Origin of the sequence: Streptomyces sp. NPDC021356 (assembly GCF_040641015.1) — a bacterium.
GTDB lineage: Bacteria > Actinomycetota > Actinomycetes > Streptomycetales > Streptomycetaceae > Streptomyces.
In genome coordinates this window covers 331,184-354,729 of record NZ_JBFACU010000002.1, presented here as the reverse complement: position 1 = coordinate 354,729, position 23,546 = coordinate 331,184, and the positions used below count along the sequence as shown (strand labels likewise).

General features: G+C 73.7%; 24 protein-coding genes and 1 riboswitch. Of the genes, 14 read left to right on the top strand and 10 right to left on the bottom strand.

Translation table 11 applies throughout. The features are described 5' to 3' along the window. Window positions 1–62 precede the first annotated feature (62 nt). Window positions 63–1,058, top strand: a complete 996-nt coding sequence (locus tag AB0G56_RS03780) for a 2-hydroxyacid dehydrogenase (protein WP_360963073.1) — start codon at window positions 63–65, stop codon at window positions 1,056–1,058. Here AB0G56_RS03780 and AB0G56_RS03775 read toward each other — a convergent pair. Beyond that, window positions 1,010–2,968: an anthranilate synthase family protein gene (locus AB0G56_RS03775; protein WP_360963070.1), complete on the bottom strand. Its 1,959-nt coding sequence runs from the start codon at window positions 2,966–2,968 to the stop codon at window positions 1,010–1,012. The genes AB0G56_RS03780 and AB0G56_RS03775 overlap by 49 nt on opposite strands. A gap of 141 nt (window positions 2,969–3,109) precedes the next feature. Continuing rightward, window positions 3,110–3,172 carry a trp operon leader peptide gene (locus tag AB0G56_RS03770; protein WP_360963314.1) on the bottom strand — a complete coding sequence of 21 codons (63 nt, stop codon included), beginning with the start codon at window positions 3,170–3,172 and terminating at the stop codon, window positions 3,110–3,112. On the opposite strand from AB0G56_RS03770, the gene AB0G56_RS03765 reads away from it, so the two are divergent. The 3 genes from AB0G56_RS03765 to AB0G56_RS03755 all read left to right on the top strand — a co-directional run bounded on the left by AB0G56_RS03765 (window position 3,161) and on the right by AB0G56_RS03755 (window position 6,465). Continuing rightward, window positions 3,161–4,570 carry a glycoside hydrolase domain-containing protein gene (locus tag AB0G56_RS03765; RefSeq protein WP_360963067.1) on the top strand — a complete coding sequence of 470 codons (1,410 nt, stop codon included), beginning with the start codon at window positions 3,161–3,163 and terminating at the stop codon, window positions 4,568–4,570. The two genes, AB0G56_RS03770 and AB0G56_RS03765, sit on opposite strands and share 12 nt — an antisense overlap. Before the next feature lie 160 nt (window positions 4,571–4,730). After that, the gene (locus AB0G56_RS03760) at window positions 4,731–6,050 is read left to right on the top strand and encodes a class II 3-deoxy-7-phosphoheptulonate synthase (RefSeq protein ID WP_360963311.1); all 1,320 of its coding nucleotides are present in this window, start codon (window positions 4,731–4,733) and stop codon (window positions 6,048–6,050) included. A 154-nt stretch (window positions 6,051–6,204) separates the two neighbouring features. Continuing rightward, entirely contained in the window at window positions 6,205–6,465 is a 261-nt protein-coding gene (locus tag AB0G56_RS03755; protein ID WP_360963064.1) for a (2Fe-2S)-binding protein, read from the top strand. 26 nt (window positions 6,466–6,491) lie between these two features. On the opposite strand, the gene bfr is transcribed toward AB0G56_RS03755, so the two are convergent. After that, window positions 6,492–7,010 carry a bacterioferritin gene (bfr, locus tag AB0G56_RS03750; protein WP_360963061.1) on the bottom strand — a complete coding sequence of 173 codons (519 nt, stop codon included), beginning with the start codon at window positions 7,008–7,010 and terminating at the stop codon, window positions 6,492–6,494. A gap of 180 nt (window positions 7,011–7,190) precedes the next feature. On the opposite strand from bfr, the gene AB0G56_RS03745 reads away from it, so the two are divergent. Continuing rightward, window positions 7,191–7,847, top strand: coding sequence for a sulfite oxidase-like oxidoreductase (locus AB0G56_RS03745; protein ID WP_360963059.1), 657 nt, complete (start codon window positions 7,191–7,193; stop codon window positions 7,845–7,847). Window positions 7,848–7,860: 13 nt separating this feature from the next. Here AB0G56_RS03745 and AB0G56_RS03740 read toward each other — a convergent pair whose 3' ends face one another. The 5 genes from AB0G56_RS03740 to thiO all read right to left on the bottom strand — a co-directional run bounded on the left by AB0G56_RS03740 (window position 7,861) and on the right by thiO (window position 13,553). Continuing rightward, a complete protein-coding gene (locus tag AB0G56_RS03740) occupies window positions 7,861–8,691 on the bottom strand; it encodes a deoxyribonuclease IV (protein ID WP_360963308.1) in 831 nt (276 codons plus the stop codon). Window positions 8,692–8,840: 149 nt separating this feature from the next. Then, entirely contained in the window at window positions 8,841–10,781 is a 1,941-nt protein-coding gene (gene pknB, locus AB0G56_RS03735; RefSeq protein WP_360963057.1) for a Stk1 family PASTA domain-containing Ser/Thr kinase, read from the bottom strand. Between the two features lie 598 nt (window positions 10,782–11,379). Next, window positions 11,380–12,174 (bottom strand): thiazole synthase, encoded by a 795-nt coding sequence (locus AB0G56_RS03730; protein ID WP_360963054.1) that lies wholly within the window; start codon window positions 12,172–12,174, stop codon window positions 11,380–11,382. Window positions 12,175–12,177: 3 nt separating this feature from the next. Then, window positions 12,178–12,390 (bottom strand): sulfur carrier protein ThiS, encoded by a 213-nt coding sequence (gene thiS, locus AB0G56_RS03725; RefSeq protein ID WP_360963051.1) that lies wholly within the window; start codon window positions 12,388–12,390, stop codon window positions 12,178–12,180. Continuing rightward, entirely contained in the window at window positions 12,387–13,553 is a 1,167-nt protein-coding gene (gene thiO / locus AB0G56_RS03720; protein WP_360963048.1) for a glycine oxidase ThiO, read from the bottom strand. The genes thiS and thiO overlap by 4 nt, the downstream gene beginning before the upstream one ends. Further along, window positions 13,551–13,662, bottom strand: a riboswitch (TPP riboswitch). (Overlaps the previous gene by 3 nt.) Window positions 13,663–13,714: 52 nt before the next feature. On the opposite strand from thiO, the gene AB0G56_RS03715 reads away from it, so the two are divergent. The 7 genes from AB0G56_RS03715 (at window position 13,715) to AB0G56_RS03685 (ending at window position 18,939) form a co-directional block, all read left to right on the top strand. Then, window positions 13,715–14,056, top strand: coding sequence for a hypothetical protein (locus AB0G56_RS03715; RefSeq protein ID WP_360963045.1), 342 nt, complete (start codon window positions 13,715–13,717; stop codon window positions 14,054–14,056). Then, on the top strand, window positions 14,053–14,190 hold the full coding sequence (locus AB0G56_RS03710; protein ID WP_360963042.1) for a hypothetical protein: 138 nt from the start codon (window positions 14,053–14,055) through the stop codon (window positions 14,188–14,190). Before AB0G56_RS03715 ends, AB0G56_RS03710 begins: the two co-directional genes overlap by 4 nt. Before the next feature lie 32 nt (window positions 14,191–14,222). After that, the gene (locus tag AB0G56_RS03705; RefSeq protein WP_360963039.1) at window positions 14,223–15,452 is read left to right on the top strand and encodes an FAD-dependent oxidoreductase; all 1,230 of its coding nucleotides are present in this window, start codon (window positions 14,223–14,225) and stop codon (window positions 15,450–15,452) included. A gap of 79 nt (window positions 15,453–15,531) precedes the next feature. After that, window positions 15,532–15,897: an Rv2175c family DNA-binding protein gene (locus AB0G56_RS03700; RefSeq protein WP_360963036.1), complete on the top strand. Its 366-nt coding sequence runs from the start codon at window positions 15,532–15,534 to the stop codon at window positions 15,895–15,897. 201 nt (window positions 15,898–16,098) lie between these two features. After that, window positions 16,099–16,758: a thiamine phosphate synthase gene (gene thiE, locus AB0G56_RS03695; protein ID WP_360963033.1), complete on the top strand. Its 660-nt coding sequence runs from the start codon at window positions 16,099–16,101 to the stop codon at window positions 16,756–16,758. Window positions 16,759–16,945: 187 nt separating this feature from the next. Further along, window positions 16,946–17,869 (top strand): methylenetetrahydrofolate reductase [NAD(P)H], encoded by a 924-nt coding sequence (gene metF / locus AB0G56_RS03690; protein WP_360963030.1) that lies wholly within the window; start codon window positions 16,946–16,948, stop codon window positions 17,867–17,869. 56 nt (window positions 17,870–17,925) lie between these two features. Continuing rightward, on the top strand, window positions 17,926–18,939 hold the full coding sequence (locus tag AB0G56_RS03685; RefSeq protein ID WP_360963027.1) for a hypothetical protein: 1,014 nt from the start codon (window positions 17,926–17,928) through the stop codon (window positions 18,937–18,939). 47 nt (window positions 18,940–18,986) lie between these two features. On the opposite strand, the gene AB0G56_RS03680 is transcribed toward AB0G56_RS03685, so the two are convergent. After that, a complete protein-coding gene (locus AB0G56_RS03680) occupies window positions 18,987–20,513 on the bottom strand; it encodes an NAD(P)/FAD-dependent oxidoreductase (protein ID WP_360963024.1) in 1,527 nt (508 codons plus the stop codon). 364 nt (window positions 20,514–20,877) lie between these two features. Beyond that, a complete protein-coding gene (locus tag AB0G56_RS03675) occupies window positions 20,878–21,507 on the bottom strand; it encodes a TetR/AcrR family transcriptional regulator (protein ID WP_360963021.1) in 630 nt (209 codons plus the stop codon). Window positions 21,508–21,699: 192 nt separating this feature from the next. Between AB0G56_RS03675 and AB0G56_RS03670 the strand changes: the two genes are divergently transcribed. Continuing rightward, on the top strand, window positions 21,700–22,380 hold the full coding sequence (locus AB0G56_RS03670) for an SAV_6107 family HEPN domain-containing protein (protein ID WP_360963018.1): 681 nt from the start codon (window positions 21,700–21,702) through the stop codon (window positions 22,378–22,380). 206 nt (window positions 22,381–22,586) lie between these two features. Continuing rightward, entirely contained in the window at window positions 22,587–23,417 is an 831-nt protein-coding gene (locus AB0G56_RS03665) for a methyltransferase (RefSeq protein ID WP_360963015.1), read from the top strand. The last annotated feature ends 129 nt before the right edge of the window (window positions 23,418–23,546 follow it).

Genomic DNA, 23,546 nt, shown 5'->3' with positions numbered 1-23,546 from the left:
AGCCGTATGTCCCCGTACATCCCCGTATATTCGGCTCATACCCCACCAGAACGGGAGTCGCCGTGGAGATCCTGGCCTTCGGAGTGCAGGCCGACGAGAAGCCCCTGATCGAGCACGCGTTCCGGGACCACCAGGAGGTCCGCTGCCTGGACGTCTTCCTCAACGAGGACACCGCGCCCATCGCCGCCGGCTACGAGATCGTCTCCACCAGCGTCAACGCCGGACTCGGCGCCCGCGTCCTGGAGACCCTCGCGGCCGGCGGCACCCGGCTGGTCGCCCAGCGCTCCACCGGCTTCAACAACATCGACCTGCACGCCGCCGAACGGCTCGGCATGACGGTCGCCCGGGTCTCGTTCTACTCGCCCTACGCCGTCGCCGAGTTCGCCTGGACGCTCGCCCTCGCGGTCAACCGGCGCATCGTGCGCGCCTCCACCCGCACCCGCGACTTCGACTTCCGGCTCGACGGGCTGATGGGCCGCGACCTGCACGGCCGCACCGCCGGAGTGCTCGGCACCGGCAAGATCGGCGAGGCGTTCGCCCGGATCGCCCACGGCTTCGGCATGCGGCTGCTGGGCTGGGACATCGCCGAGAACCCCGCCTGCATGGAACTCGGCATGACGTACGTCCACAAGGACCAGCTCCTCGCCGAGTCCGACCTGGTCTCCCTGCACGTGCCGCTGATGCCCCAGACCCAGCACCTCATCGACGCGGACGCCCTGAAGGCGATGAAGGACGACGCGATCCTGGTGAACTCCAGCCGCGGCGGCCTCGTCGACACCGCGGCCCTCGTCACCGAACTGCGCGAGGGCCGCTTCACCGGCGTCGGCCTGGACGTCTACGAGTCCGAGGCGGGTCTGTTCTTCCTCGACAAGTCCCTGGAGGCCATCGAGGACGACATCCTGGCCCGCCTGGTCACCTTCCCCAACGTCCTGGTCACCTCCCACCAGGCGTACTACACCGAGGACGCCCTGCGGCAGATCGTCAACGCCACCGTGCGCAACGTCCTGGACTACAGGGCGGGCCGCCGCTCGGAGAACGTGCTGGTCCCGCGCAGCTGACCCACCAGGCCCGTCACGATCGACGCCCCGTTCAGCGTCAGCACCGACTCCGGGTGGAACTGCACCGACGCGAACCCGCTCCCCGGCGCGCCCGCGACCCCGCGCAGCGCGTGCACCTCACCGTTCGTGCCGCGGCTCACCTCGATGCCGTGCGCGGCCAGCTCGGCGTGGGCCTCGTCGTCGCAGCGTGCCACGAAGCTGTTGTAGAAGCCGACCGTCTCCGGCCGCCCGAACAGGTCGACCGTCGTCTGCGCACCCTGGTACGGCACCTCCTTGCGGACGATCTCCAGGCCCAGCTCGGCCGCGATCAGCTCGTGCCCGAGGCAGACGCCGAGCACGCCGTGCCGGTGCGCGGCGATCACCTCGGCGGTCAGTGCGCGCAGCATCCGCATCTTCGGGTCGTCCAGGTCGGACGGGTCGCCGGGGCCGGGCCCGAGCACGACCGGTCCCTCGTGCGCGAGGACGGCCGCGCGCAGCCCGGCCTCGTCGTAGCGGCGGACGGTGACCTCAAGACCCGAGGACCGCAGGACGTGCGCGAGCATCGCGGTGAACGTGTCCTCGCCGTCCACCACCAGCGCGTGCCCCGACAGCACGTCCGACGTCTCCTGCATCCGCAGCCAGAACGGAGCCAGCGAGGCCCGCCGCCCGTCCAGCGCCGCCCGCACCCGCGGGTCGTCGGCGAGGCGCGGCCGCTCCCCCTCCGCCCGCGGCCGGGCGGGCCCTACGCCCAGGGCGGCCAGCACACCCGCCGCCTTCGCATGGGTCTCGGCCACCTCGCCCGCCGGGTCGGAGCCGCGCACCAGCGTCGCGCCGACCGGGACCCGCAGCCGCCCGGCCGCGTCGATGTCGGCGGTGCGGATCAGGATGGGGGAGTCCAGGGTCTGCGCGCCGCCCGCGTCCCGGCCGAGCAGGGCCAGGGCGCCCGCGTAGTAGCCGCGCCCGCCGACCTCGTGGCGTTCGATGACCCGGCAGGCGTTCTGCACCGGCGATCCGGTGACGGTCGCCGCGAACATGGTCTTTCTGAGCACCTCGCGCACGTCCAGCGAGGACCGGCCGCGCAGTTCGTACTCGGTGTGCGCGAGGTGCGCCATCTCCTTCAGCCGGGGCCCGACCACGACCCCGCCCATGTCGCCGACGGTGCACATCATCTTCAGTTCCTCGTCGACGACCATCGACAGCTCCTCGATCTCCTTGCCGTCGGCGAGGAAACCGAGCAGGTGCTCGGGGGTCGGCCCCTCGGCGGGGTAGCGGTACGTGCCGCTGATCGGGTTCATGACGACCGTGCCGCCGGACATCCGCACATGCACCTCGGGGCTCGCGCCCACCAGCGTGCGCCCACCCGTCTCCCACCCCCGCCCTTCCAAGGAAGGCCCTTCGGGCCCCTTCCGGTCTCCGGTGTGCACGACGAACGTCCAGTACGCCCCCCGCTCACCCTCAAGGAGCCGCCGGAACAGCGCCAGCGCGTCGGCCCGTCCGAAGCCCGGGATCCCGCCCTCGTACGTCCGCCGGATCACGAAGTTGGCGCCCTCGCCCGTGCCGATCTCCTCACGCAGCACCCGCCCGACGATCCGCGCGTACTCCTCGTCAGAGACGTCGAAACCGCCGCCCTCGACGCGGACGTCGTGCGCGGGCAGCTGCGCCAGCGCCTCGGCGAGCGGAAGGGTGTACGTCTCCTCGGGGATCAGCACCGTCAGCGGGGTGCCGTCGTCGCGGACGTCGAAGCCCCGTTCACGGATCTGCCGGAACGGGACCAGGGCCAGCCCCTCCTCGGGCAGGTCGGCCAGGCGCTCGCACGTGGACACCGGGCCGAGGAGCACCTCGACCAGGTCGTGGTCGTGTCCGGGCGTGCGGCGCCTGAGCAGGGCGAAGGGGCGGTCGTCGTGCAGGAGCCGTGCCAGGTCCGGGTCCATGGGTCCTCTTCCGTCGATGAGAGTGACCACCGCCGCGATCACTGTCGTGATCGATGCCGTGATCGATGTCGGTGAGGAACGACCCCGAAAACGCCGAAGGCCGCCCCTCGGGCGGCCTTCGCGAAGTCTGGATACGCGCAGTCAGCGGGCCGCCGGAGAAGCGGTCCACCACCAGTTCTGGATCTGGATCGAGTGCGCGAACATGCCCCGCACCCTACCGCACCCGGCCCGCGCGGGTCGCCCGGACGCACCACACGCCGGTTTCCCCCGGGCACGGGAGGTGGAAGGAGGGCGGGCGTCCGAGCCCCGCCGACCGAGGAGCCCGCCATCCGCGCACCACGCCCGCCCCGGCCCCACCCGCGCCCCTCCCGCCCGTACCGCCGCACGCCCCGCGTCCTGGCCTTCCTGTCCGGGCTGACCGCCTGCACCGCCCTCGCCACAGGCGTTCCGGCCGCCGCCGGCACCGCGTCCGGTGGCCCGCCCAGTGGGCCGTCCGGCGGCGCGACCAGGACCGTCGCCTACCGCGGCCACACCTTCACCGTCCCCGCCGACTGGGAGGTCGTCGACCTCGCCGCGCACCCCTCGGCCTGCGTCCGCTTCGACCGGCACGCCGTCTACCTGGGCGACCCGGGCGGGACCCAGGACTGCCCGGCCCGGGTCACCGGCAGCACCGAGGCGCTGTGGGTGCGGCCGGCCACCGCGGCGAAGGCCGCCGTCACCGAGAACCGCACCGCACACCTCTTCCACGCCACGGCGGCGGCCGACGGGATCGCCGTCACGGCCCCCTACCGCGACGACCGGGCCACGGTCGAACGCGTGCTGGACAGCGCGGGGCTGCCCGTCTCCGCCGCGCGCTCCGAGACCGCGGACCCCGCCGTGTCCGTCCCGGCCCTGCCCGCCGACGCCACCGCCCACCGGGGGAAGGGCTTCGACACCTGTACGGCGCCGGGCCAGAGCGCCATGGACGCCTGGAAGGCCGGCTCGCCCTACGGCGCCGTCGGCATCTACATCGGCGGCGTCAACCGCGGCTGCGCCCAGGCGAACCTCACCGCCGACTGGGTGCGCACCCAGTACGCCAAGGGCTGGCGCCTCCTCCCGCTCTACGTCGGCCCGCAGCCGGCCGCCGACGCCGGGAGCTGCACCGCCGGCTGCGCCGCCATCACCGACCCGGCGGCCCAGGGGAAGGCCGCCGCCGACGACGCCGTCGCCCAGGCCGGCGCGCTCGGGCTGGGCAAGGGCTCGGTGCTCTACAACGACCTGGAGCAGTACACGCCCGGCGCCGCCCTCACCGCCCGCGTCCTCGGCTACCTGGAGGCCTGGACCGGCCGGCTGCACGAGCTGGGCTACCGCTCCGGGGCGTACGGCAGCGTCTCCTCCCTGGTCGCCGACCTGGTCGGCAACGCCACCAGGACCACCCTGCCGGACGTGATCCACTTCGCGCGCTGGAACGACGAGGCCGTCACCACCGACGCGGCCCTGCCCGCCGCCCTGTGGACCGACGGGCAGCGCGTCCACCAGTACGCGGGGGACCGGACCGAGACGTACGGCGGCTCGAAGATCAACGTCGACCGGAACCAGCTGGACGTCGGGACCGGCGCGTGAGGGCGGCCGGAAGGCCGGGGCCCGCCTGAGACGGCGCGATCCGGTCCCCGCCGGGTGCCGGCTCCCCGGGACCCGGTGTCCCACAGTCTGGGCATGGGGCCGGCACCGCGCACGCAGCCCGTAGGCTGGGGGCGTGAACCCAAACGCCTCCATCATCGACATGAACACCTGGCGAGACCTCCCGGCGGCCCAGCAGCCGGAGTATCCGGACCAGGGCGCTCTCCGTAAGGTGATCACCGAGTTGGAGAGCTTCCCGCCGCTCGTCTTCGCCGGGGAGTGCGACAACCTGCGCGCCCGGATGGCGGCCGTCGCCAAGGGAGAGGCGTTCCTCCTCCAGGGCGGCGACTGCGCCGAGGCGTTCGACGCGGTGTCCGCCGACGACATCAGGGCCAAGCTCAAGACGCTCCTGCAGATGGGCGCCGTGCTGACGTACGCCGCCTCGGTGCCGGTGGTGAAGGTCGGCCGGATCGCCGGCCAGTACTCCAAGCCGCGCTCCAAGCCGACCGAGACCCGCGACGGCGTGACCCTGCCGACCTACCGCGGCGACTCCGTCAACGGCTTCGACTTCACCGAGGCCGCCCGCGTCCCCGACCCGGAGCGGCTGAAGCGGATGTACCACGCCTCGGCCTCCACGCTGAACCTGGTGCGCGCCTTCACCACCGGCGGCTACGCCGACCTGCGCCAGGTGCACGCCTGGAACCAGGACTTCGTGAAGTCGTCCCCCTCCGGCCAGCGCTACGAGCAGCTCGCCCGCGAGATCGACAACGCGCTGAACTTCATGCGGGCCTGCGGCACCGACCCGGAGGAGTTCAAGACCGTCGAGTTCTTCTCCTCGCACGAGGCGCTGCTGCTCGACTACGAGACGGCGCTCACCCGCGTCGACTCGCGCACCGGACAGCTCTACGACGTCTCCGGGCACATGGTGTGGATCGGCGAGCGCACCCGGCAGCTGGACCACGCGCACATCGAGTTCGCCTCGAAGATCCGCAACCCGATCGGCGTGAAGCTCGGTCCGACCACGACGGCCGAGGAGGCGCTGCAGTACATCGAGCGCTTGGACCCGGACCGAGAGCCCGGCCGGCTGACCTTCGTCGTCCGCATGGGCGCCGACAAGGTCCGCGACAAGCTGCCCGAGCTGGTCGAGAAGGTCACCGCCTCGGGCGCGACCGTGGCCTGGGTGACCGACCCGATGCACGGCAACACCTTCGAGGCGGCCTCCGGGCACAAGACCCGCCGCTTCGACGACGTGCTCGACGAGGTCAAGGGCTTCTTCGAGGTACACAAGGAACTGGGCACGCACCCCGGCGGCATCCACGTCGAGCTGACCGGTGACGACGTCACCGAGTGCGTGGGCGGCGGCGACGAGATCTTCGTCGACGACCTGCACCAGCGCTACGAGACGGCCTGCGACCCGCGGCTCAACCGCAGCCAGTCCCTTGACCTGGCCTTCCTCGTCGCGGAGATGTACCGCGACCAGTGAGGCATCGGGCCGCATGAAGGGGTGGGGCGCGGATCACACACGGTCCGCGCCCCACCCACTTTCACAGGCCTGGAGCGGCGGGTAAGGTTAGGTTTGCCTCACCGAGAAGTCGGGGCGGCACCACTGATCGATCCCGGCGGGAGGTGAGCGAAGCGTGTACGTCTGCAGTTGCTTCGGCATCACCGAGCAGCAGGTCAAGCAGCACGCGGAGAGCGGCGCCTGCACGCCCCGCCAGATCGCCTCGGCCTGCAAGGCGGGCACGGACTGCGGTGGCTGCGTCCGCCGCATCCAGGCGCTGCTCGGCCGGGGCGCCTGCCCGCGCCGTGAACTGATCGAGCGCCGCGCCCCGGCCCTCGCCCGGCTCGCCCCGCAGGCCGACGGCGCCGCCCCCGAGGAACTGGGCGACGCCGCCTGAGCAACCCGTCCGGCCGCGTGGCCCCGTCAGTGGGCGGAGAAGCCGCTGGTGCCGGGGCCCGACGAGTCCGGCTGGCTCTGCTCGATGACCGTCGAGAGGTACAGCGCCTCGCCCAGCTTGTCGACCAGTTCCAGCTGGGTGTCCAGGTAGTCGATGTGGTGTTCCTCGTCGGCCAGGATCGCCTCGAAGACGTTGGCCGACGTGATGTCGCCCTTGTCGCGCATGACCTCCACGCCGCGGCGCAGCCGGTCGATGGCCTCCACCTCGATCTGCCGGTCGGCCCGGAACATCTCGGTCACCGTCTGCCCGACCTGCACGTGGAAGAGCCGCTGGTAGTTGGGCAGGCCGTCGAGCAGCAGGATGCGGTCGGTGAGGATCTCCGCATGCCGCATCTCGTCGAACGACTCGGCCCGGGTGTACTCGGCGAGCTTGGACCACCCCTTGTGGTCCTGGAGCTTGGCGTGCAGGAAGTACTGGTTGATCGCGGTCAGCTCGGCGGTGAGCTGCTCGTTGAGCAGTTCGATGACCTCGGGGTCGCCTTGCATGCGGAGAACTCCTTCTGCGCTGACGGGCCTGACTGGGACGATTTGGGCCGGTACGGTCCGATAGCGCCGCATGATTGCACCGGCACCTACAGTCGTCCAGTAAGTGCACGCTTATGCGAGTTGTCCGAATGAATGCGGGGCTGGTCATGTGCACCCCGCCCGGTCTGTCAGGATGGAGGCATGGGTCAGCCGGTGGAACGCTCGTCTGGGGAGGCGTCGGGAGCAGCGCGGGGAGCGGCGGCACAGCCGGAGCTTCCGCCGGGGCAGCGGCTGCAGCGCGGCTGGCCGGTCACCCACTACGGGCCGGTGCCCAAGTTCCGCCCCGAGCGCTGGGACTTCCGGGTCTTCGGCGCCACCGCCGACGGCGAGAAGCACTGCTGGACCCACGAGGAGTTCACGGCCCTGCCGTACACCACGCGCGTCGCCGACCTGCACTGCGTGACGAAGTTCAGCATGCTCGGCGCCGAGTGGGGCGGCATCCCGGCCCGTACGATCCTGGACATCGCGCCGCCCGCGCCGGACGTCACCCATGTGATGGTCTGGGCGGAGTACGGCTTCAGCTCCAACCTGCGCCTCGCGGACTTCACGGCCGGGACCACCCTCTTCGCCACCCACAAGGACGGCGAACTGCTCACCGCCGAGCACGGCTTCCCGCTCCGCCTGATCGTCCCCCACCTGTACGCCTGGAAGGGCCCCAAGTGGGTCCGGGGTGTGGAGTACATGACCACGGACCGCCGTGGCTTCTGGGAGGAACGCGGATACCACAACATCGGCGACCCCTGGAAGGAACAGCGCTACTCCTACCAGGAGGAAGCCGGGGACGGCCCGGGGCTGTGAGGCTGGCTCCGGCTCAGCCGTCCCTGAGCCGCTTCAGGCGGGCCACGTCCGCCGCGTGCCCCTCCTTGCCGCCGGGCGTCTCGATGACCAGCGGCACGCCCGCGGTCGCCGGGTGCGCCATCAGGGCGCGGAACGGATCCTCGCCGATGTGGCCCGCGCCGATGTTCTCGTGCCGGTCCTTGTGGGCACCCGCCACGTCCTTGGAGTCGTTGGCGTGGATGAGCCTCAGCCGTCCCTCGCCGACGGTGCCCACCAGCAGGTCGAGCGTCTGGCGCATCCCGTCCGGGCCGGTCAGGTCGTGCCCGGCGGCGAAGATGTGGCAGGTGTCCAGGCACACGCCCAGCTTCGGATGGGCGTCCAGCGCCTCGAAGTACGGTCCGAAGTCCCAGGTGCGCGAGCACAGCGACGCGCCCTGGCCCGCGGTCGACTCCAGGAGCAGGTACGGGTCGTCGTCGTGGGTCAGCTCGTCGAGCAGCGGCAGCATGTGCTCCCGTACCTGCTTCAGCGCCACCCCCCGGTCCCGGCCGCCGGTGGCGCTCCCGGTGTGCACGACGACGCCCAGCGCGCCGATCTCCCGCCCGCGCCGCAGAGAGTGCCGCAGCGAGTGGACCGAGCGCTCCACGGTCGCCTCGGTGTGCGAGCCGAAGTTGATCAGGTAGGGCGCGTGGACGTAGGCCGGGACGGACTCCTCGGCGCAGGCCGCGCGGAACGCCTCGTCCTGGCGCGGGTCACCGTCCGGCGTCGCCCAGCCGCGCGGGTTGGCGACGAAGACCTGCACCGTCTCGGCCCCCAGCTCACGGGCGTAGGACAGGCCGACGCGGTGGAGGCCGCCGGCCACCGGCACGTGGCCGCCGACCGGATTGCGGAGGGCGACCGGATCGCGGACGGCGCCGGGCCGGGAGGGGGAAGCGGGGGACGGCTGACTGCTCACCCGTTCAGGGTGTCACGACGGCCCGCGGCCGGTGGCGGCGGGCCGTCGTGATCCCCGTCTCGTCATCTGATGGTGATCTTGATGGTGGACCCCTTCGGCGCCTGCTCGCCACCCTCCACCGACTGCTTCTTCACGGTGTCGCCGAACAGCCCGAGGAACCCGCGGTCCTCCTCGGCCTGGAAGCCGGCGTCCCGCAGTGCCTTCTTCGCGTCGTCGACGCTGTCGCCCGTCACGTCCGGGACCTCGACCATCTCCGGGCCCTTGGACAGCGTCAGCGTGACCGTCTCGCCCTCGGCCGCCTTGCCGTCGGCCGCCGGGGTCTGCCGGGCGACCTGGCCCTTGTCGAACCCGGAGTTGACCTGCTCGGAGGCGACCGTCACCTTCAGGCCCGCGTCCTCCAGGTCGGACTTCGCCTGGTCCAGGTCCTCACCCGTGACGTCCGGGACGTCCACCGGGCGGCCCTTGCTGACCACGAGCGCTATCGCGGAGCCCGCGTGCCGCGCGGTGCCCGGGTCGGGGTTCGTGCTGATCACCGAGCCCGCGGTGACGTCCTCGCTGAACGCGCGGCTCACCATGCCCGGCTCCAGCCCGGCCTTCTTCAGCAGGCCCTGGGCCGCGCCCAGCGGGCGGCCCTTCAGGTCCGGCACCTTCACGGTCTCCGGGCCGTCGGAGACGGTGAGGGTCACCCCGTCGTGGCTGCGGATCCGGGCGCCCGCGGCCGGGTCGGTGCTGATGACCGTGCCGCGCCTCACGGTGTCGCTGTAGGCGTGCTCGACGGCCTTGACGTCGAGACCGGCCTTCCCGAGCCGTGCCCGGGCCTGCGTCTCGGTCTTCGCCAGCAGCGGCGGCACCTTCGTGAACTGGCCGGAGTTGATGTACCACACGCCACCGCCGACACCGAGGACCAGCAGGACGGCGGCGACCACGGTCAGCACCAGCCGCCGGGGCCGCCGCCCCGGACGCCGGGCCGCGAGGGCCGCGGGCGCCTCCAGGCGGCTGGTGCGGTGGAGCGCGGCCCCGGTCGCGGCGGCCTCGTCGTCCTCGTCGACGGGCAGCGGGCGCGGCACCGTCAGCGCGCGCGGGATCACGCTCGTACGGTCCTGGGCGTTGTCGTGCCCGGCGCTGCGGGCCTGCGACGGCAGGGCGTCCAGCTGCTGCGCGGTGAGCGCCGCGCGGGCCTCGCGGACCCGGGCGAGCAGCGCCACCGCGTCGTGCGGGCGGACGTCCGGGGTGCGCGCGGTGGCCGCCGCGACCAGCTCGTCCAGCGCGAACGGCAGTCCGGGGACGGTGGCGGACGGGGCCGGCACGTCCTCGTGCAGGTGCTGGTACAGCACCTGGGCGGGGCTGTCGCCCTGGTGGGGCTTGCCACCGGTGAGCATCTCGTACAGCACGACACCGCACGCGTACACGTCGACCCGGGGATCGGCGGTGCCCTGCTTGATCTGCTCGGGGGCGAGGTAGGAGACGGTCCCGAGGACGGCGCCGGTGGTGCTGGTGACCGAGTCCACGGCCCGGACCAGTCCGAAGTCGGCGACCTTGACCCGGCCGTCGTCCCCTATCAGGACGTTCTCCGGCTTCATGTCCCGGTGCACGAACCCGGCGCGGTGCGCCGCGCCGAGCGCCGCGAGCACCGGCTCCAGGATGTCCAGCGCGGCCCGCGGCTGGAGCGCCCCGCGCTCGCGCAGCACGTCACGCAGCGTGCAGCCGGCGATGTACTCCATGGCCAGGTAGACGTACGACCCGTCGGTGCCCTGGTCGAAGACCTGCACCACGTTCGGGTGGTCCAGGCGGGCCACCGACTTGGCCTCCCGTATGAACCGCTCCACGAACGAACCGTCGGCCGCGAGCGCGGGGTGCATCACCTTGAGCGCGAGAACGCGGTCCAGGCGGGTGTCCAGGCCCCGGTAGACCGTGGCCATCCCGCCGACGGCGATCCGCGCGTCGACGCGATACCGGCCGTCGAGCACCTGCCCGACGAGAGGGTCCTGAAGGGTCGTATCCACGCAGGGGAGTCTACGAGCCGCCACGGACACCCGAGCCGCCTGGCGGGCCCGCACCCCGGGACTGCAGCCGAGCTGTGACGCTTCCCACGCGCGCGGGCGCCGAGCGGGGAGCGCACGCGGGGCGCACGGGCCTGGCCCGGGTCACGGGCGGGGCCCGGACGGGGATCACGGGTGGCCCGGCCGGGGCCTACGGAGGGCCACCGGGGTCCACGGGTGGCCCCACCGGGGTCCACGAGTGGCCTCGGCCTGGCTTCGTGCGTGGGCTCGGCCCCCCGGTTCGGCGGGCGTGCTCGCTCCGGGCCCTCGCGCTCCCCCGGCCGGGCTCCGGACCCGGGCCCGCTCCCATTCCGAGCGCGTGCGCGCTCCGGGCCCTCGGGCTCCCTCGGCCGGGCAGGACGCGGGCTCGGTCGGGGTACGGACGCGCCTCCGACCGTGCTTCGGGCAGGGGGCGCGTCCGTCTTCACGCGTGGGGCCGGCCCGGTTCCGCGGGCGGGCTGGCTCCAATCCCACCCGTGCCCTCGGCCGGGCTTCGGACGCGGGGTCGGGCCGGGCACGCACGCGGGCCCGGCCGGATTCCGGACGCGGGCCCCGCCCCGCTTCAGAAGGCCGGGCGTTCCGGGTCCAGGTCGGCCAGGCCGTCCGCCGGGGAGGACGCCTGGGCGAAGTGCCGCCGGGGGATGCGGCCCGCCAGCCGGGCCAGGCGACCGGCCGTCACCGCGTGCCGCATCGCCTCGGCCATGAGCGCCGGTTCCTGCGCCCGCGTCACCGCCGAGGCGAGCATCACGCCCGCGCAGCCCAGCTCCATGGCCAGCGCCGCGTCCGAGGCCGTGCCGGCGCCCGCGTCCAGGATCACCGGCACGCGCGCGTGCTCCACGATCAGCTGGAAGTTGTGCGGGTTGCGGATCCCGAGCCCGGACCCGATCGGCGAGCCCAGCGGCATGATCGCGGCGCAGCCGACGTCCTCCAGCTTCCGGGCGAGCACGGGGTCGTCGTTGGTGTAGGGCAGCACCGTGAAGCCGTCGTCGACCAGCGTCTCCGCCGCGTCCAGCAGTTCGATGGGGTCGGGCAGCAGCGTGCGCTCGTCGGCGATGACCTCCAGTTTGACCAGGTCGGTGCCGAGCGCCTCCCGGGCGAGGCGGGCGGTGAGGACCGCCTCGCCGGCCGTGAAGCAGCCCGCGGTGTTGGGCAGCACCCGGATGCCGAGCTTTTCCAGCACGGACAGCACGGAGCCGTGCACGGAAGGGTCCACCCGGCGCATCGCGACCGTGGTCAGCTCCGTGCCGGAGGCCACCAGCGACCGTTCGAGGACGTCCAGGCTGGGCGCACCGCCGGTGCCCATGATCAGCCGGGACGTGAAGGACGTACCACCGAGGACGAAGGGGTCGTCGGCCATGGGTCAGCCTCCTTGGACGGCGGTGAGGATTTCGACGCGGTCGCCCTCGGTCAGGGCGGTGGCGGGCCACCGGTCGCGCGGGACGACGGTCTCGTTGAGGGCGGCGGCCACCCCGGAGGGCGCCGCGGTCAGGGCCCGTACGACGGTGTCCAGGGCCGTGCCGGGCGCGAACTCGCGCGGCTCGCCGTTGACGGAGATGCGGACGGGGAGGGTCATGCGGACTGCTCCGTGAGGGCGGCGGCGCGAAAGCGCCGCGGGGTGAAGGGACGGGCCTCGTCCGGCAGCTCGCCGGTCGTCAGCACGTGGGCCATGACGTCACCGGTCACCGGCGTGAGCAGCACGCCGTTGCGGTAGTGGCCGGTCGCCACAAGGAGCCCGTCCAGACCGGTCGGGCCGAGCAGCGGCGCGTTGTCGGGGGAGCCGGGGCGCAGCCCGGCCCGGGTCTCGGTCAGCGGCAGCTCGGTGATGCCGGGCACCAGCTCGTGCGCGTCGCGCAGCAGCTCGTAGACGCCGCCCGCCGTCACCGTGGTGTCCCAGCCCAGCTCCTCGCTGGTGGCCCCGACGACCAGTTCGCCGCTGAGCCGCGGCACCAGGTAGAGGTGGCCGCCGCGCACCACGGCCCGCACCGTGCGGCTCAGGAACGGCGCGTACCGCTTCGGCACGGTCAGCCGCAGCACCTGCCCCTTCACCGGCCGCACCGGCGGCAGCAGCTCGTCCGGCACCCCCGCGAGGCGTCCGCTGAGGCTGCCGGCGGCCAGCACCACCTGCTCGGCGCCGAGCGCGGTGCCGTCGCGCAGCACGCAGCCCGTGGCCCGCTCCCGCTCGACGGTGAGCCGCTCGGCCCACGCGCGGTGGAAGACGACGCCCGTGCGCTCGCAGGCGGCCACCAGGGCGGCGGCCAGCCGCCGCGGGTCGATCTGGTGGTCGCCGTCCACCCGGAGCCCGCCGCGCACGCCCGGCGCGAGCATCGGCTCCAGGCGCCGGCACTCGCGCCCCGACAGCCATTCCGACTCCAGGCCGGAGCGCTGTTGCAGGGCGTGCAGTTCCCGCAGGTGGGCGCGGTCGTCGGCGTCCAGCGCCACGGCGAGCGTCCCGCACCTGCGGTAACCGAGGTCGAGGCCGGTCAGCTCGGTCAGCTCGGCCGCGAACGCCGGGTAGCGGCGGGCCGATGCCAGGTTCAGGCCGAGCAGGGTCTCCTCGCCGTAGTGCAGTTCCGTGACGGCGGCCAGCATCCCGGCCGCCACCTGCGCGGCACCGCCGCCCGGCTCCGGATCCACCACGGCCGTGGCCAGCCCGCTGCGGGCCGCGCGCCAGGCGGTCACGAGCCCGATGATCCCGCCCCCGACGACGAGGACGTCTGACGTACGTGGCAACGACATGGGCGTCCAGCCCCTCCCTTCGCCGGCATGACCCGGATCAGGTTCGTACGGTCGGAGGCCGCCAGCCTCCCTCTCAGCCCGGTGCGTCCGGGCTCCCGCGAGTGCTTGTACGGTGGCCACCCTAGCCCCTGGAGCAGCGCTTTTGTAAGGGAGCCTCCTGTATGCCGCCCTCGCTGGACGGTCTCGTCCTCGCCCCCGTCACCGACCAGGCCCCCGGCCAGGTGGGAACCCGCACCCGCTTCACCTACCACGAGCGGGGCGGTGAGATCTGGGCCGAGTACGCGGGCGGTGACGTCGTCCGCGGTCATCTGGTGGGCACCCGGGCGGGCGACCGGCTCGACTTCCGGTACGTCCAGCTCAAGCACGACGGCACCACCTCCTCGGGGCACTGCGTCTCGACGGTCGTCGAACTCCCCGACGGACGGGTGCGGTTGGAGGAGACGTGGGAGTGGGAGTCGCAGGCCGGGAGCGGCACGAGCGTGGTGGAACAGGTGGGCGGGTGACGTCCGCGGGCATGGCGTCGGCGGTGGTGGCGTCGGCGGCCGTGGCGTTCACGGGCGTGGCCCCGGGGGACGGGGCGTCGGCGGACGAGGCGTCGGCGGGCGTTGTGGAGCACGTCACTCCGCACGCCCCCTGACTGACAAAACGTCAGGTGACTATGGTGATCAGGTGAGCGAGCAGACGCAGGAACAGGGCACGGCCCAGCCGCGGCGCGTGGTCGTCGTCGGCGCGGGCATGGCCGGAGTGCAGACCGCGGTCGCCCTGCGCGAGCAGGGCTTCACCGGCACCGTCGTCCTGATCGGCGCCGAACCCCACCAGCCCTACGACCGGCCGCCGCTGTCCAAGGCCGTCCTGCTCGGCAAGGCCGAGGGGTCCGCCTTCGACGTCGACTTCGAGGCGCTCGGCCTGGAGCTGCGGCTCGGCTGCGAGGCCCTGGCCGTGCGCCTCGAAGCCCATGTGCTCGACACCTCCGAGGGACCCGTCCCGTACGACGTGCTGGTCCTCGCCACGGGCGCGGAGCCGATGCGGCTGCCCGGCGCCGAGGACGTCCCGGGCGTGCACCTGCTGCGCACCCTGGACGACGCCGAACGGCTGCGGCCGGTCCTCGCCGAGCAGCACGACGTCGTCGTGGTCGGCGCGGGCTGGATCGGCGCCGAGTTCGCCACGGCCGCCCGCGAGGCGGGCTGCGCCGTGACGGTCGTGGAGGCCGCCGACCGGCCGCTGGCGGGCGTCCTGCCCGCCGAGGTGGCCGCCCCGATGACCGCCTGGTACGCCGACAGCGGTACCGAGCTGCGCACCCACGCGCGCGTGGCGCGCGTCGAGCCCGGCGCGGTCGTGCTCGACGACGGGGCACGGCTGCCCGCGGGCGCCGTCGTCGTCGGCATCGGCGCCCGCCCCGCGACCGCCTGGCTGGCGGGCTCCGGCATCGAGCTGGGCGAGCGCGGAGAGGTGCTCGCCGACGACCACCTGCGCGCCGGCGCGGCGGACGTGTACGCGGTCGGCGACTGCGCCTCCTTCCCGTCGGGCCGGTACGGCGAGCGCCTGCTGGTCCACCACTGGGACAACGCGCTCCAGGGCCCGCGTACGGTCGCCGCCAACGTGATCGGCCTGACCCCGGCCGTCTACGACCCGGTGCCGTACTTCTGGTCCGAGCAGTTCGGCCGCTTCGTGCAGTACGCCGGACACCACACCTCGGCCGACACCACCGTCTGGCGCGGCGACCCCTCCGGCCCCGCCTGGACGGTCTGCTGGCTGCGCGGCAGCCGCCTGGTCGCCCTGTTGGCGGTAGGCCGGCCGCGGGATCTCGCGCAGGGCAGACGGCTCATCGAGGCGGGCGCGGCGATGGATCCCGCGCTGCTGGCCGACCCGTCACGGCCGCTGAAGGCGGCCACCGCCTAGCGAAGCGCACCGAACGGCCTCCGCCCAGGTGGGCGGGGTCGGCTTCCGAGTGTCAGTGGCAGATGGCACGCTTGGTTCCGTGACCGAGATTGACGCGAAGACCGATGCGCTCGTCCCCGCCTGGCTGACCCTGCCCGACATCGCCGAGAAGCTCGGCGTCGAGGTGACGCGTGTGCGGCAGCTGGTCAAGGAGGGCCAGCTCATCGCCGTACGCCGTGGTGAGAACCGCGCGCTGCACGTCCCCGCCGCCTTCATCGACGAGGACAAGGTCGTCAAGGGCCTGTCCGGGACCCTGACGCTCCTGCGGGACGACGGCTTCACGGTCGAAGAGATGATCGAGTGGCTCTTCACCCCCGACCCGACCCTGCCCGGCACCCCGGCCCAGGCCCTGAGCGAGAATCGCGGCACGGAGGTGAAGCGCCGCGCCCAGGCGCTCGCCGTCTGACCCCGGGCGCACTGACAGGGCGGCCCGCTGTCCGGGCCGCCCGCTGCCCGGACTGAACCATCCGTCCGGCGTACGGGCCGCGGTCGTTCCCGGCCGAGGCAGGCCGAGGCAGGCGCAGACCGGCCGAGACCGGCCCAGGCGCTCCGAAGCCGTGGCCCGTACGCCTTCGACACACCGCAACCGATCCCAGGGGGACCCCGTATGTCCGACACCGCCGCAGCCGCCGCCCGCGCCCGCCTGGCCGACGCGCGCCTGTACCTGTGCACGGACGCCCGCAGGGACCGGGGCGACCTGCCCGAGTTCCTCGACGCGGTCCTCGCGGGCGGCGTCGACATCGTGCAACTGCGCGACAAGGGCATGGAGGCCGGGGAGGAGCTGGAGCACCTGGAGGTGTTCGCCGACGCCTGCGCCCGCCACGGCAGACTGCTCGCGGTCAACGACCGCGCGGACGTCGCCCACGCCGCCCGCGCGGACGTGCTGCACCTGGGCCAGGGCGACCTGCCCGTCCCCGCGGCGCGCGCGATACTCGGCGACGACGTCCTGATCGGCCGCTCCACCCATGCCGAGTCCGAGGCCGCCGCTGCCGCCGAGCAGGACGGCGTCGACTACTTCTGCACGGGCCCCTGCTGGCCCACCCCGACCAAGCCCGGCCGCCACGCGCCGGGTCTCGACCTGGTCCGGCACACCGCCGCCCTCGGCACCGACCGGCCCTGGTTCGCCATCGGCGGCATCGACCTCGGCAACCTGGACCAGGTGCTGGAGGCCGGCGCCCGACGCGTCGTCGTGGTCCGGGCGATCACCGAGGCCGGCGACCCCGGCGCGGCGGCGGCGGAGTTCGCGAAGCGTCTGCGGCAGGCGTGACCGGCCCGGCGGTACGGGAACCCAGGGCCGCCGTTCGGCGGGGAGCCGTGTCAGGCCCTCCCGGCGGTAGGGGCCGTCCGGCGAGCCGATGGGCCGAAGTGTCCAAGGAGTGGACAACAAGTCGGCAAATCGGGCAAAACACCGACATCCGGTTGGGGGACCGCCACACCCTGGCTAACCTGCGGGTATGGCCCTCGGCACCGCATCCACCAGGTCGGACCACGCCCCTACCGTCCGCGACATGCTCGCGACCGGCAAGACGACGTATTCGTTCGAGTTCTACGCCCCCAAGACTCCGAAGGGCGAGCGGAACCTGTGGAACGCGCTGCGCCGGGTCGAGGCCGTGGCGCCCGACTTCGTCTCCGTGACCTACGGCGCGGGCGGCTCCACCCGCGCCGGCACCGTCAAGGCGACGGAGGCCATCGCGTCGGACACCACCCTCACCCCGATCGCGCACCTCACCGCCGTCGACCACTCCGTGGCCGACCTGCGCAACATCATCGGGCAGTACGCCGACGCCGGGATCCGCAACATGCTGGCCCTGCGCGGCGATCCGCCCGGCGACCCGATGGGCGAGTGGGTGCCGCACCCCCGCGGTCTGCGGTACGCCGCCGAACTCGTCGAACTGATCAAGACCTCCGGTGACTTCTGCGTCGGCGTCGCGGCCTTCCCCGCGATGCACCCGCGCTCCGCCGACTGGGACGCCGACGTCCGTCACTTCGTCGACAAGTGCCGCGCGGGCGCCGACTACGCCATCACACAGATGTTCTTCCACCCGGAGGACTACCTGCGGCTGCGCGACCGGGTCGCCGCCGCGGGCTGCGAGACACCCATCATCCCCGAGGTCATGCCGATCGCCGGCGCCAAGACGCTCGCACGGATCCCGTCGCTCACCAACGCGGCCTTCCCGGACGCCCTCAAAGACCGGATCCTCGCAGCGAAGGACGATCCGGCCGCTGTACGCTCCATTGGCATCGAGTTCGCCACCGAGTTCTGCGCGCGGCTGCTGGCCGAAGGAGTGCCCGGGCTGCACTTCATCACGCTCAACAACTCCACGGCGACGCTGGAAATCTACGAGAACCTGGGCCTGCACCACCCACCGCGGGCCTAGACCGGTCGCTCCCCTGTACGACACACTGCGGAGCGACCACTGGGAGAGGGGCGTACATGGGCTGGGCGGTCCTCTACATCGCGTTCGGCATCGTCGCGTTGTGGTTGCTCGGCGAAGTGCTGTTGCAGTACAAGGCGCGCCTGCGCTGGCGGCTGCTCGCCTTCGGCGGTTTCCTCTGCGTGGTGCTCGGTGTCCTCATGCCGTCCGTTCTGGTGATCGCGCTGGGCGCGATCACCTTCGCGGTCGGGCAGACCTACGTGACGCTCTCCTTCCGCCGCGGCTTCGTCGCGGGCTGGGCGGTCAGGCAGCCGAGTGCCGCCGAAGGCACCAAGCGCCGCCGCGGCAGGCCCGGCCGCAAGGCCCCGGGCTCCGACGCCACCGGTCCCGAAGCCGCCGACGACGCGCCCGCCGAAGCGGCCGGCCCGGACGGCGCGCCCGGTCGTCCCGCACCCGAGGACCTGGCCTTCGGACGCGATGACGACGAACCGGACGACGTCTTCACTCCCGTCCGCCCCCTGGAGCCCACGGCCGCCGAGTCCACCGCCGTGTACGCGCCGCAGCCCCTGCCGGACGACACCGGCTCCTACGGCGTCTACGGTGACTTCGGCGGCGAGCCCGGCCGGCCCGGCCAGTCCGACGGGACCGCCCCGGACCCGTACGCGACCGCCGCCCAGGGCTCCGACGCGGGCTACGGGTACGACTACTCCGGGTACGGACAGCAGGGTTACGGCTACGACGGCACGGGCCAGCAGCAGTACGCCGCCTACTCGGACCCGTACATCGGGACCCAGACCTATGACGGCGCCGCCTACACCGGCGGCTACGGCCAGCAGGACTACGGCACCCAGGACCCGTACGCGACGGGCGGTTACGGCGGTGAGACCCCGGCCGGCGGTGTGTGGGTACCGCAGCAGCGCAGCGACGATCCCGCCTACGGCGGTGAACTCCCCGGGGAGCAGACGTACCCGTACCAGGGCAGCGGGCAGGGCGCCAACGGGCAGGGCGGGAACGCCCAGGGGCACGGCCAGGCGCAGCACGGCGCGGGCTTCGACGAGCAGTACCGTTTCTGAACCCGGCTCACCCATTCTGAACCCGGCTCACCGTTTTCGCGGCGGGCTCACTGCGAGCCGCGGAACTCCGGTCCCTCCACGACGAGTCCGGCCACCAGCGCACCCGACATCCCGGCGTGCGGCAGCCCGCCCCCGGGGTGCGACCAGCCGCCCACGGTGTAAAGGCCCTCGGTCCGGGTCGAGTTCGCCGGGTGCAGCAGCCGTCCGCCTGCCGAGGCCAGCGCGGGTGCGGGCACGGCTCCGCCCTTGGCGCCGGTCTCCCGCTCGATGTCGGCGGGGGTGCGCACCTCGTGCCACAGCAGCCGGTCGCGCAGTCCCGGCACGGCGCGGGCGGCAGCGGTGATCATCCGCTCGGCCAGCGCTTCCGCGGACTCCTGGCCGGCAGCCGCCGATCCGCCTGCCGTTCTGCCCGCCGGGACGGTGGCCGTGAGCGTGACCGTCTCGTGGGCGGAGTCGGGGACGAGGCTCGGGTCTCCGGGACGCAGCACCGTGACGGTAGGGGCCGTCGCGGCCGGCCCCGAGGCCGTGCCGAACAGGCCGTCCCACTCGGCCTCGCGGTCCAGCGCGTGCACCACGGTCCGGTGGGCCGTCCCCTCCGGGCGGCCGCCGCGCAGCGCCAGGAGCACGGTCAGCCGGCTCGGCATGTCCCGCCGCGGCGGCACCGCCCCCTCGCCCCGCGGCACCGCCCCGGCGTCGAAACCGCTCGGCGTCCCGGGCGCCGCACCGGCCACCACGTACTCCGCGTCAGCCGTGCCCCCGCCGGCGAACTCCACGCCCGCCACGCGGCCGTCCTTCTCGACGATCCCCGCGACCTCGGTGCCGAAGACGAACTCGACCCTGCGGGCCACGCACCGCTCGTACACCGCCCGCGCCAGTTCCCGCAGACCGCCGCGGACGTACCAGACGCCGAAGGCGTGCTCCATGTACGGCAGCACCGCGGCGCTCGCCGGAGCGGTCCTGGGATCGAGGCCGTACGCGAGCGCGTGGCTCTCCAGGAGGGCGGCGAGACGCGGATCGCGCAGCTCCCAGGCGCCGATCTCGGCGAGCGTGCCGGCCCGCCGGGTGCGCAGCAGACGCTTGTGCGGGAGCGCCGGATAGGGCTCCCGCTCGGCGAGCACGGGCCAGTTGGGCCACAGCGGTTCTTCGAGGAGCGGCCGGCGGGTGCGGTCCCAGGCCTCGCGCGCCCGCACCAGGAAGTCGCCCCAGCGCTGCCCGGCGCCCGCGCCGAGCGCCTCGTCCAGGGCCGCGACGACACCCGCGCGTGAGGCGTTCGGCAGCGAGACCTCGGTGCCGTCCGCGAAGACGTGCCGTGCGGCGGGATCGACCTGGACCAGCTCGACGCGGTTCTCCAGGGGCTCCTTGCCGGTCTTCACGAACAGATCTCGGTAGACCGCGGGCAGCGGGAGCAGGCCGGGGCCGGTGTCGAAGGCGAAGCCGTCCCGTTCGAAGCGGCGCACCGCTCCGCCGTACGTCTCCGTCCGCTCGTACACCGTCACCCGGTGGCCCGCGACGGCCAGCCGGGCAGCCGCCGCCAGCGCGCCCATCCCGGCGCCGATCACCGCAATCCCTGCCATGCCCGCGACTTTATCGACCACCACTGACAATCCCCGCCGCGGGGCCGTGACCAGCGGCTTTCCGCTGCCTCGCGGTGACGGCGGGCGGGTGACCAGGAACGTGTACGCAGGGCTGAGTACCTGTACCTAGGCGGCGAGATGAGTACGTACGCGGATGGGGCGTGCCCCGCGCGGACGAGAGAGTGGAGCCACGGGAAGGGGCACGGCGCCGGTACCGCCGACACGGGGCGGCGGAACGGCGCCGCCCTGGACCGGGGCGCGGGGGACGGGGGAGTACGGCAGAGCGCCGGTGCGGGACGGCCCACGGGGGACGTGGCCGTTCCGCACCGGCGCTTCCGCCGCTCCCGGCGCTCGCGTGCGGGCCTCAGCGCGGGCCGCTCACCCTGCCCTGCAGGAGCCGGGACAGCGCGGAGTGGACGTCGTCCAGCGACCGTTGCGGCTGGAACGCCTTCCAGTCCAGGGCGGCCACCAGCACCATGCCCACCAGTGCGGCGGCGGTCAGCGGCACGTCGATCTCCTCGCTGAACTCGCCGCTCGTCACCCCCTCGCGCAGGACGCCCTCGACGACCGCGACCGCCTGCTGCCGGACCACCATGAGCGTGGACTGCCAGGCCCGGTTGGTGCGCCACAGCTCGGCGACGTACAGCTGCGTGAAGGCGGGATACCGGTCGATGAAGACGAGCCCGGCGCGGATCATGGCGTCCAGCGCGTCGACCCGGCCGCCGCCCTCCCGTGCCGCGCCCTCGGCCGCCTCGCGGAGGGAGGCGGTGAGCAGCCCCACGCCGTGCCGCAGCAACTCCTCGAAGAGGACCGACTTGCTCGCGAAGTTGTAGTAGACCGTGCCCTTGGCGACTCCGGCCCGCTCGGCGATCTCGTCCACCGTGGTGGCGGAGAAGCCCTGCTCGGCGATGAGCGTGACGGCCGCCTCGTAGAGCCTTTGGCGGGTGGCCTCGCGGCGGGTACGGCCGCCCGGCGTGGCGCTGCTGCTTTCCATGGCCCCGATTGTCACAGGAGCGGTCCGCCCGGCGAGCGGCGCCACCGGCCGCGGCGGACGCGGACCGCGTCACGGCCGCGGCCGTCTGGACGAGCGGGGCAAAAGACCAGGTCAGAACGGATTGTCAGTGGCATACCTCACGATGGGCACATACGGCACCCGTGCCGTGACCCAGACGACAGGAGGTTCGTCATGGCCAACTCGTCCGCAGCCGCCGCCCGTCGGCGCCGCGCCACCGGCCCTGCCCCCTCACTGACCGGCCCGGCGAGCGACGTGCACCCCGTGCTCCGCCGGGCCACGGCCCCGCCGGCCGCCCTCGACCTGCTCGCCCAGGCCCGCGCCGGGCTCGAAGAGGCCGCCGTCCTCCCCACGCCGAACGAGCGCTACGCGACGGCCCACCTCGCCGCCCTGCGCACCGCGGCCGCCGTCCTCGCCGCCCGGGGCCGCCCGGAGACGAACCCCCGGCGGCGCGCGCGGATACGCAGCGCCTGGGAGGTGCTCCCGGAGATCGCTCCCGAACTGACCGAGTGGAGCGCGCTGTTCGCCTCGGGTGCCCGCCGCCGCGCCCTGGCCGAGGCCGGAATCCAAGGTGCCGCCGGCCGCCGGGACGCCGACGACCTGATGCGGGACGTGGCGATGTTCCTCCGCCTCGTCGAGCGGATGCTGGTCCTCCAGCCGGTCCTGCCGCCGCCCCGCCCCGCAGACACGGAGCGGGGCCCACGGCCACGGGCCGACGGAACACGTGGCGGTGGCATACGTGGCGATGGCATACCCGGCGGCATAGCCGGCGGCACACCTGGCGGTGGCAACCCCGGCGGTGGCACCCCGGCCGGAGGCAGGGCGGACCACGACGGCATGCCGGACGCGGGCTGAGCCGCGCCCCCACGCCCCGTGCGGCGCCCCGCGCCCGTCGCGGCCCGCCGTGCGGCGCCGCGGAGGCGAGGGGCGGAGCGGGCGGTACAGGCAATAGGGTGGAACCCGCCTGAAGCCTTCCCACCTCCCGTCTTCCGGGTGGCCGGGAAGGCAGCCCGATCGCTCCGCCATGTCTGAGGCGGTGCCGCCGCGAGGAGTCAACTACCGTGTCGGACCCGATGCGCCCGCCCGTCTCCCACCACCACTCCCGACCGACGTCGTCGCTGCGCTCCGACCCCTCGCGTTCCCGCGCCTCGCTGCGGACCGCCGTGGTCTGGGAGGTCCTGCAGGACGCCCTGGACCGGCGGGCCAAGGCGACGGGCCGCGCGGCACTGGACGTCCTCGACACCGGCGGCGGCAGCGGCAACTTCGCCGTGCCCCTCGCCCGCCTCGGCCACCGCGTCACCGTTGTCGACCCCAGCCCCAACGCGCTCTTCGCGCTGGAGCGCCGCGCCGCCGAGGCCGGGGCGGCCGACCGGGTGCGCGGCGTGCAGGGCGATGTGCACGGCCTCTTCGACGTGGTCGAGCGCGGCGGCTACGACGCGGTGCTCTGCCACGGCGTCCTGGAGTACGTCGACGACCCGGCCGAGGGCGTGCGCAACGCCGCCGCCGCGCTGCGCGCCGAGGGGGTGTTCAGCCTGCTCGCCGCCGGTCTCGGCGGTGCCGTGCTCGCACGGGCGCTGGCCGGCCACTTCAAGGAGGCCCGGCAGGCCCTCGGCGACCCGGACGGGCGCTGGGGCGCGAGCGACCCCGTGCCGCGCCGCTTCACCGCCGAGCAGCTCACCGCCCTCGTCGGGCAGGCGGGCCTGACGGTCGGCGCGGTGCACGGCGTACGGGTCTTCGCGGACCTCGTGCCGGGGGTGCTGGTGGACACCGAGCCGGGGGCGCTGGACGCGCTGCTCCAGCTGGAGGCGGCGGCGGCCGAACTGCCGGCGTTCCACTCCGTGGCCACGCAGCTGCACGTGCTCGGCGAGACCCGGGGTGCCGCGGAGGCCTGAGCGGGCCCCTGGGGCAGGCCACCGACCGGTGTCCTGGCGGCGCATGGAGTGTGCCACAGGCCCCCCGATCCAGGTCCGGGCGCCGTATGATCGAGGGAGACCATCCGGCATGACGGGTCGGCCGCCGGG

Coding starts and splice junctions, on each gene's coding strand:
- AB0G56_RS03775 (WP_360963070.1), bottom strand. CDS start 2,968: ATGGACCCGGACCTGGCACGGCTCCTGCACGACGACCGCCCCTTCGCC.
- AB0G56_RS03760 (WP_360963311.1), top strand. CDS start 4,731: ATGAACACCTGGCGAGACCTCCCGGCGGCCCAGCAGCCGGAGTATCCG.
- bfr (WP_360963061.1), bottom strand. CDS start 7,010: ATGCAAGGCGACCCCGAGGTCATCGAACTGCTCAACGAGCAGCTCACC.
- AB0G56_RS03745 (WP_360963059.1), top strand. CDS start 7,191: ATGGGTCAGCCGGTGGAACGCTCGTCTGGGGAGGCGTCGGGAGCAGCG.
- AB0G56_RS03730 (WP_360963054.1), bottom strand. CDS start 12,174: ATGGCCGACGACCCCTTCGTCCTCGGTGGTACGTCCTTCACGTCCCGG.
- thiS (WP_360963051.1), bottom strand. CDS start 12,390: ATGACCCTCCCCGTCCGCATCTCCGTCAACGGCGAGCCGCGCGAGTTC.
- thiO (WP_360963048.1), bottom strand. CDS start 13,553: ATGTCGTTGCCACGTACGTCAGACGTCCTCGTCGTCGGGGGCGGGATC.
- AB0G56_RS03715 (WP_360963045.1), top strand. CDS start 13,715: ATGCCGCCCTCGCTGGACGGTCTCGTCCTCGCCCCCGTCACCGACCAG.
- thiE (WP_360963033.1), top strand. CDS start 16,099: ATGTCCGACACCGCCGCAGCCGCCGCCCGCGCCCGCCTGGCCGACGCG.
- metF (WP_360963030.1), top strand. CDS start 16,946: ATGGCCCTCGGCACCGCATCCACCAGGTCGGACCACGCCCCTACCGTC.
- AB0G56_RS03685 (WP_360963027.1), top strand. CDS start 17,926: ATGGGCTGGGCGGTCCTCTACATCGCGTTCGGCATCGTCGCGTTGTGG.
- AB0G56_RS03680 (WP_360963024.1), bottom strand. CDS start 20,513: ATGGCAGGGATTGCGGTGATCGGCGCCGGGATGGGCGCGCTGGCGGCG.
- AB0G56_RS03675 (WP_360963021.1), bottom strand. CDS start 21,507: ATGGAAAGCAGCAGCGCCACGCCGGGCGGCCGTACCCGCCGCGAGGCC.
- AB0G56_RS03670 (WP_360963018.1), top strand. CDS start 21,700: ATGGCCAACTCGTCCGCAGCCGCCGCCCGTCGGCGCCGCGCCACCGGC.